Here is a 19108-nt window from a genome sequence, read left to right on the forward strand (position 1 = left end):
TTTTATTCAATGATCGGGTTATTTTATCAAGCGTTAAAATACTGGATGAAATTCGTTTTATCTTCGGATTAATTATTTTTGAGTTTTGCTTTTTAAATGCAAAAATCCAGAAAACGTCTAAGCTGAGTTTTCTGGAAAAATAGAGCGTAAGAAGTGTAATTTAGTTGTTAAGTCGAAGCTGCATGCTTGGTTGGTGTGAGAATAAGATGAGCAATAACGCCAATACAGATCCCCCAAAACACCGAACTTAAGCCTAGAAAATGCATCCCAGAAGCGGTAGCGAGAAAGGTAATCAGTGCAGCATCACGGTGTTGAGGATTTTGCATCGCAGCCATGATATTGGTTGCAATCGCTCCCAGTAAGGCTAAGCCTGCCAAAGCTGCAACCAGTTCTTTTGGCAATAAACTAAACAGCATGACAATACTGCCAGCAAACAGTCCGCCCAGAATATAAAAAATCCCATTGGCGATCCCTGCGATATAACGCTTTTCTTTCAGTTCATGTGCATCTTTGCCCATGCACAAAGCCGCGGTAATCGAGGCGAGGACGATGGTAATACCGCCAACACAGGCAACCGCTAAAGAGGCAATACTGGTTGCGCTGATAATGGGTTTGGCTGGCGTGTCATAACCACTCAGTTTCATGATCGCCATACCTGGTAAAAACTGACCTGTCAGGCTGACCAGAATCAAGGGCAGGGCCAGATTTAAGGTGGAGTTCCATGACCATTCTGGGCTGATCCATTGTGGAATCGCCAGATCAAAACTGACTTCAACAGGATTCATTTTTCCCAAAAATAAACTGAGTAAAATCCCAGCTGCCAATACCCAGATCATGGTATAGCGAGGCATCAGCCTTTTTGCAATCAGAAATACAATCAGCATGCTAAACACAATCAAAGGCATGCTATCTGAAGCAGTAAATAGATTGATTCCGAACTGGAACAGGATACCTGCCATCATCCCCGCAGCAACATCTTGAGGAATCCATTTCAGTAGTTTGTCGAAATAGCCTGTAATGCCAATCAGAAAAATCACAATTGCAGAAGTGATATAGGCCGCGACTGCTTCATTCAATGAAATGTCAGGAAATAACGTGACCAATAACGCCGTCCCCGGTGCAGACCATGCGGTAATAACGGGTGTTTTATATTTAATGGAGAGATAAATCCCTGCAACTGCTGCTCCGATGGAAATGCCCCAAATCCATGAAACCATAATTTCGGTGGAGACATTGGCGCGTTGCGCTGCCTGAAAGAAAATGATCAGTGGGCCAGAATAAGAAATTAGCACGGCAAGAAAGCCTGCAACCGTAGCTGAAATAGACCAATCTTGTTTTAATGTTTTGAGTAAAGTTGTCATTCGATGATGGCCTCCTTGCACATCTGAAACGAAAAAGATCAGGACTAACCCTGATCTCCACCTCCCACTGGGATGACGCTGCCAGTGATATAAGATGCATCATCAGATGCAAGAAAAACAATGGCTTTTACCTGTTCCTCAATACTGCCATAACGGCCCATAAATGTACGGTCTATGGTTTGGTCGACGACTTGTTGCATCCAGTCTTTTTCATTTTGACTGAGTGGATTGTTATTGCGAGGCACTTTGCGAGGCGGTGCTTCAGTTCCACCTGTGGCAATGGCATTGACGCGAATCCCGTCTTGGGCATGTTCAAAGGCCAGCGATGCCGTCAGTGCATTGACGCCGCCTTTAGCTGCCGAATAGGGAATACGGTTAATCCCGCGAGTCGCAATCGATGAAACATTTACAATCACACCCGCCTGTTGCTTGATCATTTCGGGCACTACGGCTCGACAACACCAAAGTGTTGGAAATAGCGAGCGATTCACTTCCTTGATAATTTCCTCTTCCGAAAACTCCTGAAAAGGTTTCATCCAGATCGCGCCACCGACATTGTTGATCAATACATCGACTCGACCAAAATGTTCAATTGCTTTGGTAACGATGTTTTGTGCACCCGCAAAGCTTTCAAGATCGGTTTGAATGGTGATGGCATCAGCCCCCAATCCTTTTACTTCAGTCAATACCTCTTCGACATAATCAGAACGGTCTGCCAGAATCAGTTGCGCACCTTCGGCAGCCAGTTGTAATGCAACTCCACGGCCAATGCCTTGAGCACTGCCAGTCACAATCACCACTTTATGCTTAAATCTTTGTGCTTGAGACATAAGTTAATTCTCCAGTAATCATCAATTCGCAGAGAACTTTTCGAACAGAAAATTGGCAGGTTTGATTTGTTCAGCATCTAACCAGCCACGGACTGCTTCGACCATTGGCACAGGGCCACACAGATAAATATCGACATCGCCCTTGTTTAGCCATTCAGTCTCAATATGTCCTGTGACATAGCCTTTACGCGCATGTTGACTGTCAGGATGTGTAACCACCGTACGATATTCAAACCAAGGGAATTTCGCTTGTAATTCTGCTAGTTTTTCCAAAGCCACCAGATCAAAATCGTTGGTCACGCCAAACACTAAACGGATTGGTTGGGTTGAGCCTTTTTCTTCCAGTACCTGCAACATCGACATAAAGGGAGCGATGCCCGTACCGCCTGCGAGCATCAGTACAGGACGAGTTACATTACGCAGATAGAAGCTACCGAATGGTCCTGTAAAGGTCATCTTGTCGCCAGCTTGTGCGGTTTTACTCAAGAAGTCGCTCATTTTGCCGTTTGGGACATTACGAACCACAAAGCCTGTTAAACGGTTACCCGGCTTGGAACTAAAGGAATATGAACGGGTTTCACCTGTTGCTGGAATGCCAACATTGACATATTGTCCTGCAAGGAAATGGATATCAGGCTGGCCTTCATCCAGTTGAATATCAAAGGTAATAGTGGAATCAGATAGATTTTCAATGCGGGCCAAAGTCCCTTGAAAACTATGAATTTCAGTTTTACAGACATCAGAGGAGGCCTGAATCTGAAAGACTGCATCTGAGTTTGGGCGACATTGGCATGCCAGAATATAACCTTGTTCCGCTTCTTCAGGCGTCAAGGCATCTTCAATATACGTTTCTTCTGGCATGTCGTAACTGCCAGATTCACAGAAGGCACGGCAGGTACCGCAGGCACCGTCACGGCAGTCCAAAGGAATATTAATTTTTTGACGATAAGCTGCATCGGATAGGGTTTCACCTTGAGCGACACTAATAAAACGTGTCACACCATCTTCAAATTGAAGTGCTACATTGTGGTTTGACATGAGAGATCCTACAAAAATAATTTAAATTTGGGACCTCAGCCAACAGTCCGTTTGACTGAGGAGACCTATTCTTTTAGAGGTGATAGATATCAATCACTTGATTGATATAGTCATTTTTAAGCACCACATATTTGCTCAGGATTTTTGCTTCCTCACCCGAACAATCAATCACATAACGTGACATGCCAAAGTAGCTATAGGTAGTTTTATAGCGGAAGCTCAAGGTATTCCAATTGAAGCGAACCGTGAGTTTATCTCCGTCGCGTGCTACGATCTCAACGTTGGCAATATTGTGGCAAGTACGGGTATCAGGCATGGTGGCAGAGGAGCGTTCAGTTTTGATACGGAATACGCGGTCTTCCAAACCTTGACGATCTGGGTAATAAATCAGTGAGATTTCTGACTGCGGATCTTCGGTGAGTTGATCATTGTCATCCCAAGCGGGCATCCAGAAACTGGCTTCTGGGGCATAGCAATTCAGCCAGTCATCCCATTGTTCATCATCTAAAAAACGTGCTTCACGATAGAGAAACTGGGCAATATTTTCCAAGCTGGTTTTGTCTTGATTGCTCATGCGTTTTCTCCTTGAGCTGCGATTTCCTTCTCTGCGACAATGGCGTGTTTCATGGTATGCAGCCAGTATTGATGTTGCGCCAGATACAAGCCTTCATCTTCGGTTTTGATTCCGCTCAACATCGGTTTCAGACCAATTTCATTGGCCGCATCATCAGGGCCATAAATCCAGTGTTTTGAACCACGGCACATGTCATTCCATTCCAGCGTGATGCCTGCATAACCTGCCTGACAGGCACGGAACTCTTCCAAATCATCAGGGGTAGCCATGCCTGAGGCATTAAAGAAATCTTCATACTGGCGAATACGACGTGCGCGTGCTTCTGGGGCTTCACCTTTCGGTGCGATACAGTAAATCGTCACTTCAGTGCGATCGACTGAAATAGGGCGTAATACACGAATTTGTGAACCGAACTGATCCATCAAATACACGTTTGGATAGAGACATAAGTTGCGCGAGCGTTCGATCATCCATTTCGACATGGCAGCGCCGTATTTCTCGGTATATTCTTCTGCCTTCGGAAAGTTTGGACGATCTTCAGGATTGGCCCATTGTGTCCATAGCAACATATGACCATTTTCAAAACCATAAGAACCACCACCTTGTTTGCCCCAAGAGCCAGCACTCATGGCACGAATGTTATCGGCAGCTTGGGTTTCTTTGCGGTGTTGCGTGGTTGCGGCATAGTTCCAGTGCACTGCTGAAACGTGATAACCATCAGCACCATTTTCAGCGGTTAGTTTCCAGTTACCTTCATAGGTATAAGAGGAGGTGCCGCGTAGCACTTCTAAACCATGATCAGATTGATCAACAATCATGTCGATGATTTTGCTGGTTTCACCCAAGAATTCTTCAAGCGAAGGTACATCTGGATTGAGGCTGCCAAACAAGAAGCCTTTGTAATTCTCAAAACGTGCGACTTTTTTCAGGTCATGCGAACCATCCTGATTAAAGCAATCTGAATAACCTGCCTCACTTGGATCTTTGACTTTGAGTAATTTGCCTGAGTTATTGAAGGTCCAACCGTGGAAAGGGCAGGTATAGGTTGCCTTGTTACCGCGTTTATGACGACAGAGTTGTGCGCCGCGGTGTGAACAGGCATTGATCATGGCATTCAGTTCGCCATTACGATTGCGGGCAATAATGATCGGTTGACGACCAATATGGGTGGTGTAGAAATCGTTGTTATTGGGAATCTGGCTTTCGTGCGCAAGATAAACCCAATTGCCTTCGAAGATGTATTTCATTTCGAGATCAAATAAGGCTTGATCGGTAAACACTGAGCGATGAAGTTTAAATTCACCTGTGTCGATATTGTCTACAAGTAGCTCATCAATACGGTCAAGGTGGCTGGTATTGATTACAGGAATACGTGGCATGTCCGTTCTCCGACTTTCCAAATCTGTGGAAGTCATCGAGATGCTCTCGAAAGTATCTCGATATCCTAAAGGGTTAAATTCTGTGAGAGTCTTTTCACTTGAACCGATAATGATGAATACGGGGCAGCAATCTCAGCGGGGGCGATTCATATTTCATCGGTTTATCTCTTGTCTATACCTTAAAAGAATGAGTAAACTCTGTCTAAGACTGAATTTATATTTTTATATATCTTAAAGGTATGGAAACCGCATGGAATTACGTCATTTACGGTATTTTGTTGCCGTTGTTGAAGAACAAAGCTTTACCAAAGCAGCAGAAAAATTATTTATTGCTCAACCGCCTTTGAGCCGACAGATCCAGAATCTGGAAGGTGAGCTGGGTATTCAATTGTTTGAGCGAGGAAGTCGCCCCTTACAGACCACACCTGCTGGGCATTTCTTTTATCAGCACGCCGTTAAACTTTTGTCTAATGCTGAAGAAATTAAGAGTATGGCGAAACGCATTGGACTGATCGATCGCAGTGTCACGATTGGTTTTGTGGGATCGTTACTGTATGGATTGTTACCCCGAATCATCTATTTGTTTCGGCAGCAACAACCGCATTTAAATATTCAACTGGTGGAAATGAGCACCACGGAGCAGTTGCAAGCTTTAAAAGAAGGTCGAATTGATGTGGGCTTTGGGCGTTTGCGGATTAGTGATCCAGCAGTCAGGCGGATTTTGTTGCGTAAAGAGCGCTTGGTTGTGGCAGCACATACCAGCCATCCGATAGCGCAGCGGACGGAAGGGGTTTATCTGGCTGATCTGATTGATGAAAAGATGTTTATGTATCCTACCTCTCCAAAGCCTAATTTTTCGACTCAACTGCTGAATATCTTTGCCGAGCATAGTTTGGTGCCGAAAAATATGCATGAAGTGCGTGAAATCCAGCTGGCCTTAGGTCTGGTGGCAGCGGGTGAAGGCTTGTGTGTGATTCCTGCCAGTGCCGATACTATTCGTTTTCCTCATTTAAATTATATTCCGATTCTGGACAATGGCGCGGTCAGCCCAATTTTTCTGACTGCACGGGCAATGGATCGTAGCGAAGACTTACAGCTGTTATTTGATTGTGTTTATCAGGTCTATGATCTGGAAGGTATTCCATATCAACGGACTGTATTTACACTTGATCAGAACCCCATTGATGATTCGGTTGGGATTGATTTTTAAATGCGTATAAAAATGCCTAGTCTTTAAAAAAACTAGGCATAGGATTAATCCAGAAATTGACTCAAGATCTTTGAAGCAATTATTTGCTTTGTAATGTTTTTAAATCTTTCAATACCTGATCAGCGTGGGTCTGTGTATTAACGCTGGTGTAGTGATACATCACCGCGCCTTGAGGATTGATTAAAAAGCTTTCCCGCTTGGCAATTTTAGCAATCCCCAAGTTTCGAACAATACCAAATTTAGTTGCAAGTTCGCCTTTATCATCTGCAAGAATTGGGAACGGTAAACCGAGTTTTTCTGAGAATTTTTGATGGGATGCGACATCATCCAGACTGACACCCAGTACTACAGCATTTGATTTTGAAAATTGTGGATACAGTGATTTAAACTGATTGGCCTCCTGCGTACAGCCTGCTGTATTATCTTTAGGATAGAAATACAGCACCACCCATTTGCCTTTATATTGATTCAAGGTATGCCATTTGCCACTTTGATCTTGCAGTCTAAAGTCAGGAGCTGATTGTCCAACCCATTCTTTTTGAGCAGTATCCTGCTTTGAAAATAAAGTGCTTTGTGCGTTGCTTAGACTTGGCGTACTTAATAAAAAAAGTGAACTGCATAGAACAAGAACTTTGGACTTTATCGTATTCATTGTGCTGATCTCAAAGTGTAATAGCATCTACTTTAGCAAATTTAGAAATTGTATGTGTTAGAAAATTCTTTACAGGATTTTGATCTGTTTTATATATTGAAATCGAATGATTATTTAAAAAGAAAAGGAAAATCAATGGATGTTGGTGCGGTTCTTATTAAATTAAAAACAAATACACAGGCAGAGGTTGAGGCTTGGCAGCAAGAAATTGAAAAACGCAAAGCAGAAGCAATTCAAACGCTTCAAGCTGAAGGTGTGAAAGTGGAATCGTGGTTTCAACTTGAGTTGAATGGAGAACATTATTTACTTGCCTATACGCGAGCTAAAGATATTGCTCAGGCGCAACAGGTCGCGAAAAATAGTTCATTTGAAGTTGATAAATATCATCAGCAATTTAAACAGCATTGGGAACAAGTCATTCCAACAAGATTATTGATCGATTTGGAAAATAATGATGAGAAAGAAACAGGTTATACTTCGGAGCAAGTTTGAATAATTAGGCAACAGTGTGGAACAAAAGATTTTACTGATTACAGGATGGGGCGGTGGTGCCGAATTATTAAAACCGTTACATGAGGCTTTAGAGAAACAGGGACATGTGGTTGGGCGGATTAATATCTTTAATGCGCTGGATGATGACATGTTGCAACAGCATGTCGAACTTGCAGTGAAATTTGATGTGATTATTGGATGGTCACTGGGCGGGCAACTGGCAACCATCTTGGTCAATCAGATACAACAACAATATGCTCAACAGAAAGTTTTAATCACTTTAGCCTCGAATCCATGTTTTGTTGCTCAACCGGATTGGTCGGCAGCCATGCCTGTAGAAACCTTTATGCAGTTCAAGCAGTCATTTGAACAGGATGCGATTAGCACTTTAAAACGATTTGGCTTATTGGTGTGTCAAGGCGCAAGTTCGGCAAAAAAAGATTTCTTGGCAATGCAAAAATTGATTCATCCACAACCGATTGCATCGCTTCGGGATGGGTTACAGTTGCTGGAGCAATTAAATCTGGTTGAAATGTATAAAAATAATCAGGGTAGACAGTTGCATGTGTTTGCTGAGCATGATGCATTAGTTCCTTACCAAGTTGTGCAGAATGTTGATAATTTAGCTGCAAAGAATTTATCTGTTGTTTCTATTGAAGGGGCTTCGCATGGTTTTCCATGCTTTATGGTTGAGCGGACTGTGCAAATAATTGAGGATTTTCTGAATGAGAAGGTTTAATCTTGTTTGAATTGAGAGTTCTCGCAATTTATTTTAGATTTTGACAAGTTTAAGATAAAACCTATTTTATAGATCTAACGGAATCGTGCCGAGTCCTCATCCATTTTCAGGATATGCCTTCGGCGACCCACTTTTCTTTTGGGAAAAGTAGGCAAAACCTGAGGTACTGCAAAGATTAAGAATCTTTGCAGTACCGCAAGGCGAAAGCTTTGCTTAAGTGTGAACTATGCACATCGTTTGTCTTGCGCTATGCCAAAGCTTTAATCGCTTTGGCTTGCTCAGGTTGCAGATGACATTTCCGAGTATCGAAAAGTGTGATCAGGCAAATGGTAAATTTTGAAATAGCAGCAAATGAGGTAAAGGATGACCGATTTATTTGATTTAGAACATATATGGCATCCTTATACTTCGATGTTAAATCCACTGCCAACCTTTAAAGTCAAACGTGCCTATGGTGCGACCATCGAACTAGAGGATGGAAAAACCTTGATTGATGGCATGTCATCATGGTGGTGTGCGATTCATGGCTATAACCATCCTGAACTGAACCAAGCGGTTTCAGATCAATTACAGAAAATGGCGCATATCATGTTCGGTGGTCTGACTCATGAACCAGCGATTGAATTAGGCAAATTATTATTAAAGATTACGCCACCAAGTTTAGATAAGATTTTTTACGCAGATTCAGGCTCGGTTTCAGTTGAAGTCGCTTTAAAAATGGCAGTTCAATACTGGACAGCACTGAATCAACCAGCCAAAACTAACTTTATTACCACGCGTTCTGGTTATCATGGCGATACATGGAATGCGATGTCGGTGTGTGATCCAGTCACAGGGATGCATCAGATTTTTGGTACAAGTTTACCGAATCGAATTTTTGTGCCTGCGCCACAAAGCCGATTTGATGGAGAATGGAATCCTCAAGATATTCAGGAACTGAAACAACAGATTGAACAGCATCATCATAGCATTGCTGCACTGATTATTGAGCCGATTGTACAAGGTGCGGGCGGCATGCGTTTTTATCATCCTGAATATTTACGTCAAGCCAAAGCTTTATGTGAGCAATATAATTTATTGTTGATCTTTGATGAGATCGCAACAGGCTTTGGGCGTACAGGTAAAATGTTTGCTTGGGAACATGCACAAGTTGAACCCGATATTATGTGTATCGGTAAAGGTTTGACTGGTGGCTATATGACATTATCCGCAACATTAACCACCAAGCAGGTAGCTGAAACCATCAGTCGTGGTGAAGCGGGTGTATTTATGCACGGCCCAACCTTTATGGCAAATCCACTGGCCTGTGCGGTTGCTTTAAGAAGTACTCAACTATTGGTAGAGCAAGATTGGCAAGCGAATATTCAACGGATTGAAAAGATTCTGGCTGAACAATTAACGGATTTAGCTCAGCTTGACCATGTTGCAGATGTACGGGTTTTAGGTGCGATTGGGGTGGTGGAGTTAACCGCCAATGTTGATATGAAAACCTTACAGCAACAGTTTGTAGAACGTGGCATTTGGGTACGACCATTTGGAAAATTGGTCTATGTGATGCCGCCGTATGTGATTAGCAATGATGAACTACACTATTTATTAGCACAGCTGATTGAAGTAGTGAAAAGCATGCAGGGAGATAATGCCAATGTCCTTGCTTGATCATTATGCCGAGCAGCTTGACCAGCTCAAACAACAAGGGAATTTTCGTCAATTTACTTCAAATCAACAGCAGGGAAAGTGGATTACCATCCAAGATCGGACCATGTTGAATTTGGCATCCAATGATTATTTGGGCTTGGCCGCAGATTTAAGTTTAAGAGAAGAATTTCTCGATACATTGAAAATCGAACGAGCGCTATTTAGTTCATCTTCGTCGCGCTTACTGACTGGCAATTTTGCAGAATATGAACAATTTGAAAATAGCCTAAGCAAAGCATTTGGTCGTGCTGCCTTATTATTCAACAGTGGCTATCACATGAATATCGGCATCCTACCTGCTTTGGCGGATAGTAAAACTTTGATTCTGGCTGATAAATTAGTGCATGCCAGTATGATTGATGGGATTCGATTATCAACCGCTCAATATGTACGTTACCGACATAATGATTTGCAGCATCTGGAACAATTATTGCAGAAGTATCATCAAGATGAGCAAATTGAACGCATTATTGTGGTGACTGAAAGTATCTTTAGTATGGATGGTGACGAGACTGATTTAGCGGCATTGGCTCAGCTAAAACAACGCTTTGCTAAAACCATGTTGTATGTGGATGAGGCGCATGCCATCGGCGTAAGAGGTGAGCAAGGACTTGGCTGTGCCGAACAATATGGCGTACTGGATCAGATTGATTTTCTGGTGGGAACTTTCGGTAAAGCGATTGCTTCGGTGGGTGGTTATCTTATTTGTGATCCAATTATCCGTGACTATCTCATCAATAAAATGCGTCCACTGATTTTTAGTACCGCATTGCCGCCAATTTCAATGGCGTGGTCTGATTTTATCTTTAATAAAGTGCTGAACATGCAACAACAGCGTCAGCACTTGGCTGAAATCAGTCAGTATTTGCAGCAGGCAGTGATTGCAAAAGGTTTCTCAAGTCCATCCAGCAGCCATATCATTCCGATTATTGTCGGGGAAAGCCAAGCTGCAATTGAAAAAGCTCGCTATGTGCAGCAACAGGGTTTTTATGCCATGCCAGTACGACCACCAACCGTACCGCAGAATAGTTCACGTTTACGTATCTCGTTAACGTCTATGGTACAAAAAAATGAATTGGAACAATTGGTGGAGTGTTTGTGAGCATCAATAAAGCACTGGTTGCGCAGCGTTTTGCCAAAGCAGGACAAAGCTATGTTGAGCATGCGGTCATACAAAAGCAGATTAGTGCACAGCTATTTGAATATCTCAAAGTCTATTGTCCGCAATCTTTAGCTTCTGTACTTGAGATTGGCTGTGGTTCAGGCAATTTAACCCATCTGTTTCAGTCTCATTTTCAAGTTGAACAACTGTTTTTAAATGACTTGTATGACGATGTTGAGCAGCATTTTTCAAGCGTCGACAAGATCAATTGGTTAATCGGTGATATTGAACAGCTTGAATTACCTAGTGGATTAGATGCGGTGATCTCAAGTTCTGCTTTGCAATGGATGATTGATTTACCTGCTTTATTACAACGGATTCATGCTGCGTTAAAACCGAATGCCTATTTTTGTTTTTCTACCTTCGGCCCTGACAATTTAACCGAAATTAAGCAATTAACAGGACAGGGGTTAAATTATGACGATTTGGATACTTTGCAACAGCAGCTTGAACAACAAGGTTTTGAAGTGCTGTTCATGCACCAAGATCATAAGCAGCGTTATTTTGATCATCCCAAATCCATATTGCAGCATTTAAAGGCAACAGGTGTAACGGCAACCGCAAAGTCGCATCGCTGGACCAAGCGATCCTTACAACAATTTTATTTAGATTATGAACAGTTTCATGATGAGCAGGGTTTTCACCTGACTTATCATCCGATTTATGTGATCGCGCGGAGAGCAGCATGAGTGCAGCAATTTATTTTGTCAGTGGTATTGATACTGAGATTGGTAAAACTTATGCCACAGGCTATCTCGCCAAGCTCTGGACAGAACAGGGGCAGCGCGTTATTACCCAAAAGTTGGTGCAAACGGGTAATATCGAGATCTCGGAAGATATCGAAAAACATCGTGAAATTATGGGCAGTGGCTGGTTTCAGGAAGACCATGAAAAGTTGACCATGCCTGAAATTTTTACGTATCCAGCCTCGCCCCATTTAGCGACGCGTCTGGATGGGCGAGATTTAGATTTTGCCAAGATTGAAGCTGCGACTAAACAACTTGCTCAGCGTTTTGATGTGGTACTTTTGGAAGGTGCGGGTGGTTTGATGGTGCCTTTAACCACTGAACTGTTGACCATTGATTATATTGTGCAGCATCAATTTCCTGTGATTTTGGTGACTTCTGGGCGTTTAGGAAGTATCAATCATACTTTACTGAGTTTAGAGGCTTTAAAGCAGCGTGGTTTGAGTTTGCATGCTTTGGTGTATAACTTAAAGGATGAGTCGAAAGACCCGATTATTTCAAAAGATACGGCTGATTATCTAAAAGCTTATTTGGCAAAGCATTTTCCTGATGCTCAATGGATTGAATTGGAAAAGTTTAAATAACTTAAATTTCACTTCGAATCAAAATAGTGGCTCTTCACGGAGTCATGCCGAGTTCAAGCTAAGGTTAGGGATAAACCACTGTGTCTTGCGCTTCAGTTGAAATATATTTCAACTTCGTTCAGGTTCGCCCTACTTTGGTTTCGCCCAAAGTAGGCAAAGGCATTGTCATCCACAAAACCTGTTCTCTTTTTGGTTTTGTTTTTATTATCTCGCAGAAATAATATATTGCAAAATTCACGCAGGTTGTGGATGACGTTTCCGAGTATCATATTTTATGTGAGAGTTTCGATTAAATAAAAGTAAGGCCTCAAATGAAAAAGAAAAATAAATTTGCTCTATCTATTCTATTTGGTTTTTTGATGACAGTCTCAGCATCCCATGCTGCTGTACCTAGTGATAAAACTATTATTAGTTGGATTACTAATTTACAAGATTCAAATGCCAGTCCACCTCAAGCCATTCAAATTGATTCTACTGAAGCAGTGAAGTTGATCTCAGGAGAAGAAGCTTATTTATCTGGTGTAAGTTTTGAAAATGCAGGGCGTAACTTTTGGGGAGGTTATGTATTAACCCGTCCGAAATTCAAGCAGGCGCGAATCTTAAAAGCGTTTGGTGGTCAATCGAATAGCTTCACAGTATATTCCACCGTGTATAAAGGTAAACCGATTCAGTTGGTGGAAATTGAAAGTGCAGGTTCAGGTCAGGGGACAGTTGAATCGAGTAAAAGTCTGGTTTATTTAAATCAATGGGCGAGTAAGCTGATTGCAGAGGTCGAAGAATCTTCCTATGAAGGACGTTATGATGACAAGTTAGGTGCAGAGGATTGCCGAACTGGTCGGGATAATTCAGGCTATTTAAATGTGATGCCTTATTCGCCTTATGTTGTTCAGACTACAGTCACAGGCAATGCCTGTAATAACAAACCACAAGGCTATAAAGTCAGCAGCAAGTTGATTCCTATTGTGATCAGTGAAATAAAATAAAAAAAGCCAACAAGCGAACTTGTTAGCGTAGGAGTAAGTTTGTGGTTATTGGATTTAATTTATTGTTCTCGTTTTTTAGTTATTACTGACAATGCCGATTTTAGTGACATTGGTTTGTTGAGCTAATGCCATCACCATCGCAATATTTTTATATTCTGCTTGAGCATCAGGTTTAAATTTAATTTGATCCTGATCGGCTTTTTGAGCCACAGATTCGAATAAAACCTTAAGTGCCTGATGATCAGCCACCGCTTGATCATTCCAGAAAATATGCCCTTGTGCGTCGACACGTAGGTTAATGGTTTCTGGTGGTTTCTGATCTGTTGGCGGCGGCGGTGTACCATTTGGCAAGTTGATGTTAATGGCATTGTTCGGAATCGGGATGGTGATAATGAACATAATCAACAGCACCAACATGACATCAATCAAAGGTGTCATGTTGACGTCGAGCATCACATCTTCTTCATCATTTTTTGAACCCACATTCATACCCATGTGTGATTGCTCCTGTTATGGCGAAGTTGCAGGTGGGGTAGTGACAAATGCAATTTTGCCAATACCCGCTTGCTGAGTTGTACTAATTACCTGATCAATCGCTTCGTAATGGGTCAGTTGATCGCCACGAATATGAACTTCAGGCTGTGGACGTTTTTGCGCTTCAGCCTGTAAACGAGCAAGTAAAGTTTCTTTATTTGCAACATGTTGTTCATTCCAGAAAATATCGCCTGTTTTATTCACTGAAAGCTGAATATTTTGTGGTGTCGTGGCATAAGGCGTATTTTTCTCTTCAGGTAGTTTTACCGGAACAGTGTGTGTGACCACTGGCACTGTGATTAAAAAGATAATCAGCAGCACCAGCATGATGTCGACTAATGGTGTCGTGTTAATTGTCCCAATAACATCATCATCACTTTGATCTGAATTTATCATCATGCCCATAATGATGTTCCTTATTTAGAATCACGGTTTGGGTGATTGCCGTTTAAGTCACCGCTGAGTAAGACGGCGTGTAGGTCTGATCCAAATGAACGGACATTGTCCATGACTGCTTTATTGCGACGGGTTAACCAGTTATAGCCCAGTACAGCAGGAACCGCGACTGCAAGACCAATCGCAGTCATAATTAATGCTTCACCCACAGGGCCAGCCACTTTATCAATGGACGCTTGGCCTGAAATACCGATGGCAGTAAGGGCGTGATAAATTCCCCAAACCGTTCCGAATAAGCCAACAAATGGCGCTGTTGAACCTACTGTTGCAAGGAAAGCTAGGCCATTACTGAGATGACTTTGCACCTTTTCAATGGCGCGTTGAATTGAAATGGTCACCCATGTATTGAAATCAATACGTTCTAATAAAGTGCCGTCATGGTGTTTGGTCGAGCGAATACCTTTTTCTGCAATATATCGATAGCTACTGTTTGCATTTAAGCTGTCGGCCGCACTATTTAACGATTCCGCTTCCCAAAAGTTACGTTCCGCTTCCGTGGCATGACGTTTGATTTTACTTTGCTGAAAGACTTTAGACAGAATGATGTACCACGTGCCAATCGACATCAGTACCAAGATAAATAAAGTCGTTTTTGCAACTAAATCACCTTCACGCCAAAGTGCTTCTAAACCATAAGGGTTGTGTACTTTTTCAGCTGTTGCTGGTAATGGCGGTGGTGTCGGTGCCGCTTGGTTTGTAGCATCTGTACTGACGCTGGTGACGGCTGTGGTTTGCGTGGTTTCATCTGCCCACACTGTTGTAACTGGAAGTAAGGTGGTACCTGCGATGAGGCCAATTGCTGCGATTCGTGAGATACGTTTTGCTGTGTTTTTCATCTTAAAATTCTCCAAAAATTTGTTTATTCAATGCATTTATTTAGGAAATCGTGAATGGATATTCGATTTCGTACCATTCTTGTTGTGGTACACCGTCTTTCATCGCTGCTTTAAAAGTACACAGGCTATAGGCTTTAATCGCTGCTTTATCTAAACTTTTACTGCCACTCGATTTTTTCACTTTTGAGTCAATCACCTTGCCAGAGGCATCGACCAATACACGAATACGTACGGTGCCTTCTTCCTCATTCATCAAGGCTTCACGCGGATATTCAGGTTTTTGACAACCCGCTTCACCTTCGGAAACACCACGTGAAATCCCTGTGGGTTTGGCAGGAGCTGTAGGCGCGGCTGATGCTACAGGCGCTGCAACTGGACTCGGGCTTGTTGCTGCGGGGGCAGGCGTTGGTGTTGCAACTGCTGTTTGTTGGGTAGGTTGCGCTGGTGCCGGCTTTTGCACAGGCGCGGCTTTCTCCACCTGCTTTGGTGGGTCTGGCATTTTTGCCACTTTCTCTACCATTTTCGGTGGTTCAGGTGGCTTTTCTTTTGGTTTTGGTTCCTCTGGTTTTGGAGGGGGTGGTGGTTTGATGTCCTGAATAATCTGTAGTTCTACAGGCTTATCGACAGGCTTGGTAAAGTCGGTCGCTAAACTTGTCATCAGAATATAGGCGATAATGAGATGTAGAAATAACACCAGACCAATGCCAACCAGGCGTTTGGTAGGTTGATTTTCATTCTCAGAAAAGGGGATGCCCATAATTACTCCTGAAATTGCAATCATGGATTCATCGTTGTTTGGAGGAGAGCATCAATTCAAAAACTGATGCAGACCACTTTAATTTTTGATGAATCAGAGGATTACGGTGAACCACTGCGACATAAGCAATTTATGTTGCAGTGGAGAAACTTATTAAAATTTGTAGGTGCCTCTCAGGAAATATGCTCGACCTGTTACATCGCTATAGCGAGGGTCATAACCATATTGGAAGTTGTCTAATACATTCGATGCTGATGGTTCTGCATCAAATATATTTTTTATACCTGCGGTAAGCTCTAGATTTTTAAAGCCTTTATAGGTTCCTGAAACGTTGTACAAGGTATAGTCACTGACACGGTGGTTGTCATATTTATCATCACCCGTTTCATTCTGGTCTTTATAACCTCGATAGAATTCTTGCTCGAATACCATTTTCCAGTTTTCATAGCTCCAATTTATATTTGCAACATGCTTCCAGCGTAAAATCGCAGGGTCATCGTACTTGCCTGCATAGCTGTCCCAAACGCCACCTTTTTCTTCTTGTCGGTCATATTTAATAATATAAGTACCATCGATTCCGAAGCCAAAGCGGCCTGTTACCGTCATTGGAGTGAGGTAATTTAGGGCAAGGTCAATCCCTTGGGTTTTAACCCCACCCATATTGGTTAATGCACTATTGATATATTGGAGACGGCCATCTTCTCCACGAATGAAGCGATCTGCATATTTTTCTGGATCACCAAAAATCATGGCTTCACCAATACTATTAATCAGACCGTCAATTTTGATGTTGTAATAGTCGGCAGAGAAAACCAGATTCTTAATCGGCTCTACTACAAAACCAGCCGTGATCGAGGTAGATTCTTCGGGTTGTAAGCCTTTGGTTCCGCCCTGAGTACGATAAAATTGCGTATTACATTCAGTCTTATATTGGTCTGAGATTGCTTGTCCATTTGGGCAAAGCACAGGATCATCGTATTTTGCTCCTGTATAGGTTTTACTTTGAGGTGCATTGATGTCATACAAACTTGGTGCACGGAAACCTGTACTGTAGGAGGTGCGGAACATTAATTGTTTTAAAGGTTCCCAACGGAAAGCTACTTTGGGATTGAAAGTATCACCAAAATCACTGTATTTGTCATAACGAGCAGCAAGTTGGGCTTCTAGTGTTTTGGTAACAGGGATATGTAGCTCAGTAAAGAGGGCGGTGATATCGCGTTTACCCTTACTTTCTGGTTTATCTGGATCAATACCACTTCCAGGAACTTGTCTCACAATCTCTGAGTTAACATTTGCTTTCCAGTCCTGAGAACTAAAGCTTCCCCCCAATGCAAAACCAACATCGCCAGCGGGAAGGGTATAAATTGGACGACTGACATTAAAGTCAAATGTCGTTGCAGTTAGGGTACCTTTATTGGTATCTCCCTTAACTTCGAATGATTGCCATATATTTTGATCTGCACTTGGACCAAATGGGTTCAGTTTCCCTGCATTTAAAGCAGCTTGTACTTGGCTTTGATTGAGATAACCACCAGCAAAACCATCTGTTGCTTCACTGCGGGCATAAGAAATACCTGTGTTGATATCCCATCCATACGCTTCACCTTCTAAAGCAAGTAGCGCTCGGTGTGATTCATTGACAGGATTGGATATACGATTGCCCGCTTGTGAACGTAAATAAAGTTCTAAAGGTTCTCCACTTAAACCACTGACAGCAGGAGTAATACCATTTCCTGGGTAATAAGGACTTGTTGAGGGAAGTGTAACCGAACGACTATAAACATCAGGAGCAATAGAAGTGGTCACTTCGTTACGTGAATAAATATATTCGCCAATGGCATTAAAATTATCATTTAATTTGAATGTGCCGCGTCCGAGTGCAGAAATTGTTTCTGATTTTGGAACGATACCGATCAATGCTTGCGTATTTAGATAGCACAGCTCACCATCTGAAACGGTATTTGGAGCGTTATTACATTGAGTATTTGCATAAGGATTGCCTAGTTTTCCTGTTTTTGGATCACGAAAATTGGCTGGAAAACCATTGGCTGAACTTGCATCAATTCCTAATTCAGGAAGAAGTCCGCCTCGTTTACTGGCTTTACGATCACTTGCCATGATGTCATTTGAACGGCGGTAATCAATAACGCCCATCACATTAAAACCCTGCTCCTCCAAATCCCCATAGCCACCAAATATTGAGACATCTTGTTTATCACCGCCACTTTCTTCAGGCTGGATTAAACCTGCGCTGATATTTAATCCTTCAAAGGACTTTTTGGTAATGAAGTTGATTACACCTGCAATCGCATCTGCTCCATAAATTGCAGAAGCTCCATCACGGAGGATTTCAATACGATCAACCATCGCCATTGGAATAATATTCAGGTTAGTCGTTGATGTACTAAATGGGCTATACGCTAAACGGCGACCATTCAATAAAATCAAGGTCTTATCAGTCCCTAAGGCACGTAAATTGGCCGATGAACCTTCGGTGTTACTTGCCCCCACATTCTGGGCGGTTGCGAAACCAGCTTGGTTAGCACTGACTTTGGTTAAAGCTTCTTCAACAGTGGTCACCCCTTGCTTGGCAAGGTCGTCGGCTTTAATAATTGTAATAGGCGAGGCGCTTTGTGCCGCAACGCCTTTGATCGAAGATCCTGTTACGGCGACCTTAACAACCTTGGTTGGTTTTTCCTCAGTGGTGGTTTCCGTATCGGCCGCATGTGCCATGGTCAGGCATAGCATACTTAAGCTCAATGTACTGAGTTTAAGCAGGGTTTTACCCGATTTTTGTGTAAAGTCTGGTGCAGCGAAGTTGGCTTTTTTCATTGTTTATTGAACCCCTAGATGGTTTGCCACTCTAAAATTAGATAAATCCGTTTTAGCAAGACCTGTGCCAAGCCCTATTTTTAGATTTCGCTTAATGTAGAATAAATTATGTAAAAGTGTTTTAGTTTTTATATATAAGCTTTTCATATTTTTACTAAATATTAAAAAACCAAAAATAATGAAGAGAGTGGAAGGCTGTCATAAAGTTACAAAATGAAGGTTCACAGATGATGCATTAAAATGAA

General features: G+C 42.3%; 19 protein-coding genes. 8 read left to right on the plus strand and 11 right to left on the minus strand.

The annotated features are described in order from the left end of the window. Positions 1 to 167: 167 nt before the first annotated feature. The 5 genes from benE to benA all read right to left on the minus strand — a co-directional run bounded on the left by benE (position 168) and on the right by benA (position 5182). On the minus strand, positions 168 to 1361 hold the full coding sequence (benE, locus tag A9Z07_RS05885) for a benzoate/H(+) symporter BenE (RefSeq protein ID WP_069577608.1): 1194 nt from the start codon (positions 1359 to 1361) through the stop codon (positions 168 to 170). Positions 1362 to 1405: 44 nt separating this feature from the next. Further along, a complete protein-coding gene (gene benD, locus A9Z07_RS05890; protein ID WP_069577609.1) occupies positions 1406 to 2191 on the minus strand; it encodes a benzoate diol dehydrogenase BenD in 786 nt (261 codons plus the stop codon). Positions 2192 to 2212: 21 nt separating this feature from the next. Further along, the gene (gene benC, locus A9Z07_RS05895; protein ID WP_069577610.1) at positions 2213 to 3229 is read right to left on the minus strand and encodes a benzoate 1,2-dioxygenase electron transfer component BenC; all 1017 of its coding nucleotides are present in this window, start codon (positions 3227 to 3229) and stop codon (positions 2213 to 2215) included. A 73-nt stretch (positions 3230 to 3302) separates the two neighbouring features. After that, positions 3303 to 3803 carry a benzoate 1,2-dioxygenase small subunit gene (gene benB / locus A9Z07_RS05900; RefSeq protein WP_069577611.1) on the minus strand — a complete coding sequence of 167 codons (501 nt, stop codon included), beginning with the start codon at positions 3801 to 3803 and terminating at the stop codon, positions 3303 to 3305. Continuing rightward, a complete protein-coding gene (benA, locus tag A9Z07_RS05905; RefSeq protein ID WP_069577612.1) occupies positions 3800 to 5182 on the minus strand; it encodes a benzoate 1,2-dioxygenase large subunit in 1383 nt (460 codons plus the stop codon). Before benA ends, benB begins: the two co-directional genes overlap by 4 nt. Before the next feature lie 250 nt (positions 5183 to 5432). On the opposite strand from benA, the gene A9Z07_RS05910 reads away from it, so the two are divergent. Continuing rightward, on the plus strand, positions 5433 to 6392 hold the full coding sequence (locus A9Z07_RS05910; protein WP_004770853.1) for a LysR family transcriptional regulator: 960 nt from the start codon (positions 5433 to 5435) through the stop codon (positions 6390 to 6392). A 79-nt stretch (positions 6393 to 6471) separates the two neighbouring features. Here A9Z07_RS05910 and A9Z07_RS05915 read toward each other — a convergent pair whose 3' ends face one another. Further along, complete coding sequence (locus A9Z07_RS05915; RefSeq protein WP_069577613.1) at positions 6472 to 7044, minus strand: peroxiredoxin; 573 nt, start codon at positions 7042 to 7044, stop codon at positions 6472 to 6474. 135 nt (positions 7045 to 7179) lie between these two features. On the opposite strand from A9Z07_RS05915, the gene A9Z07_RS05920 reads away from it, so the two are divergent. The 7 genes from A9Z07_RS05920 to A9Z07_RS05950 all read left to right on the plus strand — a co-directional run bounded on the left by A9Z07_RS05920 (position 7180) and on the right by A9Z07_RS05950 (position 13448). Then, complete coding sequence (locus A9Z07_RS05920) at positions 7180 to 7536, plus strand: DUF6176 family protein (protein WP_069577614.1); 357 nt, start codon at positions 7180 to 7182, stop codon at positions 7534 to 7536. 16 nt (positions 7537 to 7552) lie between these two features. Continuing rightward, entirely contained in the window at positions 7553 to 8275 is a 723-nt protein-coding gene (locus A9Z07_RS05925) for an alpha/beta fold hydrolase (protein WP_069577615.1), read from the plus strand. A 363-nt stretch (positions 8276 to 8638) separates the two neighbouring features. Then, complete coding sequence (bioA, locus tag A9Z07_RS05930) at positions 8639 to 9934, plus strand: adenosylmethionine--8-amino-7-oxononanoate transaminase (RefSeq protein ID WP_069577616.1); 1296 nt, start codon at positions 8639 to 8641, stop codon at positions 9932 to 9934. Next, the gene (locus tag A9Z07_RS05935) at positions 9921 to 11075 is read left to right on the plus strand and encodes an 8-amino-7-oxononanoate synthase (protein ID WP_069577617.1); all 1155 of its coding nucleotides are present in this window, start codon (positions 9921 to 9923) and stop codon (positions 11073 to 11075) included. Before bioA ends, A9Z07_RS05935 begins: the two co-directional genes overlap by 14 nt. Continuing rightward, entirely contained in the window at positions 11072 to 11824 is a 753-nt protein-coding gene (gene bioC, locus A9Z07_RS05940; protein ID WP_069577618.1) for a malonyl-ACP O-methyltransferase BioC, read from the plus strand. The genes A9Z07_RS05935 and bioC overlap by 4 nt, the downstream gene beginning before the upstream one ends. Next, complete coding sequence (bioD, locus tag A9Z07_RS05945; RefSeq protein WP_069577619.1) at positions 11821 to 12465, plus strand: dethiobiotin synthase; 645 nt, start codon at positions 11821 to 11823, stop codon at positions 12463 to 12465. Before bioC ends, bioD begins: the two co-directional genes overlap by 4 nt. 311 nt (positions 12466 to 12776) lie before the next feature. Further along, on the plus strand, positions 12777 to 13448 hold the full coding sequence (locus tag A9Z07_RS05950; protein WP_069577620.1) for a hypothetical protein: 672 nt from the start codon (positions 12777 to 12779) through the stop codon (positions 13446 to 13448). Positions 13449 to 13523: 75 nt separating this feature from the next. Here A9Z07_RS05950 and A9Z07_RS05955 read toward each other — a convergent pair whose 3' ends face one another. The 5 genes from A9Z07_RS05955 to A9Z07_RS05975 all read right to left on the minus strand — a co-directional run bounded on the left by A9Z07_RS05955 (position 13524) and on the right by A9Z07_RS05975 (position 18863). Next, positions 13524 to 13943, minus strand: coding sequence for an ExbD/TolR family protein (locus A9Z07_RS05955; RefSeq protein WP_069577621.1), 420 nt, complete (start codon positions 13941 to 13943; stop codon positions 13524 to 13526). A 15-nt stretch (positions 13944 to 13958) separates the two neighbouring features. Beyond that, positions 13959 to 14387 (minus strand): ExbD/TolR family protein, encoded by a 429-nt coding sequence (locus tag A9Z07_RS05960; RefSeq protein ID WP_005151095.1) that lies wholly within the window; start codon positions 14385 to 14387, stop codon positions 13959 to 13961. Positions 14388 to 14398: 11 nt separating this feature from the next. Further along, positions 14399 to 15274: a MotA/TolQ/ExbB proton channel family protein gene (locus A9Z07_RS05965; protein WP_069577622.1), complete on the minus strand. Its 876-nt coding sequence runs from the start codon at positions 15272 to 15274 to the stop codon at positions 14399 to 14401. 40 nt (positions 15275 to 15314) lie between these two features. Further along, a complete protein-coding gene (locus A9Z07_RS05970) occupies positions 15315 to 16031 on the minus strand; it encodes an energy transducer TonB (RefSeq protein ID WP_069577623.1) in 717 nt (238 codons plus the stop codon). Positions 16032 to 16184: 153 nt separating this feature from the next. Beyond that, positions 16185 to 18863 carry a TonB-dependent receptor gene (locus tag A9Z07_RS05975; RefSeq protein ID WP_069577624.1) on the minus strand — a complete coding sequence of 893 codons (2679 nt, stop codon included), beginning with the start codon at positions 18861 to 18863 and terminating at the stop codon, positions 16185 to 16187. Between the last annotated feature and the right edge of the window lie 245 nt (positions 18864 to 19108).

This window comes from Acinetobacter sp. YK3, from assembly GCF_001729365.1.
GTDB classification, from domain to species: domain Bacteria; phylum Pseudomonadota; class Gammaproteobacteria; order Pseudomonadales; family Moraxellaceae; genus Acinetobacter; species Acinetobacter vivianii.

What these genes read in the sequence shown, in the direction of transcription:
- A9Z07_RS05920 (WP_069577614.1), top strand. Translation starts at nt 7,180, where the DNA reads ATGGATGTTGGTGCGGTTCTTATTAAATTAAAAACAAATACACAGGCA.
- bioA (WP_069577616.1), top strand. Translation starts at nt 8,639, where the DNA reads ATGACCGATTTATTTGATTTAGAACATATATGGCATCCTTATACTTCG.
- A9Z07_RS05965 (WP_069577622.1), bottom strand. Translation starts at nt 15,274, where the DNA reads ATGAAAAACACAGCAAAACGTATCTCACGAATCGCAGCAATTGGCCTC.
- benC (WP_069577610.1), bottom strand. Translation starts at nt 3,229, where the DNA reads ATGTCAAACCACAATGTAGCACTTCAATTTGAAGATGGTGTGACACGT.
- A9Z07_RS05950 (WP_069577620.1), top strand. Translation starts at nt 12,777, where the DNA reads ATGAAAAAGAAAAATAAATTTGCTCTATCTATTCTATTTGGTTTTTTG.
- A9Z07_RS05960 (WP_005151095.1), bottom strand. Translation starts at nt 14,387, where the DNA reads ATGGGCATGATGATAAATTCAGATCAAAGTGATGATGATGTTATTGGG.
- benE (WP_069577608.1), bottom strand. Translation starts at nt 1,361, where the DNA reads ATGACAACTTTACTCAAAACATTAAAACAAGATTGGTCTATTTCAGCT.
- A9Z07_RS05935 (WP_069577617.1), top strand. Translation starts at nt 9,921, where the DNA reads ATGTCCTTGCTTGATCATTATGCCGAGCAGCTTGACCAGCTCAAACAA.
- A9Z07_RS05955 (WP_069577621.1), bottom strand. Translation starts at nt 13,943, where the DNA reads ATGGGTATGAATGTGGGTTCAAAAAATGATGAAGAAGATGTGATGCTC.
- benA (WP_069577612.1), bottom strand. Translation starts at nt 5,182, where the DNA reads ATGCCACGTATTCCTGTAATCAATACCAGCCACCTTGACCGTATTGAT.
- bioD (WP_069577619.1), top strand. Translation starts at nt 11,821, where the DNA reads ATGAGTGCAGCAATTTATTTTGTCAGTGGTATTGATACTGAGATTGGT.
- A9Z07_RS05970 (WP_069577623.1), bottom strand. Translation starts at nt 16,031, where the DNA reads ATGGGCATCCCCTTTTCTGAGAATGAAAATCAACCTACCAAACGCCTG.
- benD (WP_069577609.1), bottom strand. Translation starts at nt 2,191, where the DNA reads ATGTCTCAAGCACAAAGATTTAAGCATAAAGTGGTGATTGTGACTGGC.
- A9Z07_RS05910 (WP_004770853.1), top strand. Translation starts at nt 5,433, where the DNA reads ATGGAATTACGTCATTTACGGTATTTTGTTGCCGTTGTTGAAGAACAA.
- benB (WP_069577611.1), bottom strand. Translation starts at nt 3,803, where the DNA reads ATGAGCAATCAAGACAAAACCAGCTTGGAAAATATTGCCCAGTTTCTC.
- A9Z07_RS05975 (WP_069577624.1), bottom strand. Translation starts at nt 18,863, where the DNA reads ATGAAAAAAGCCAACTTCGCTGCACCAGACTTTACACAAAAATCGGGT.
- A9Z07_RS05915 (WP_069577613.1), bottom strand. Translation starts at nt 7,044, where the DNA reads ATGAATACGATAAAGTCCAAAGTTCTTGTTCTATGCAGTTCACTTTTT.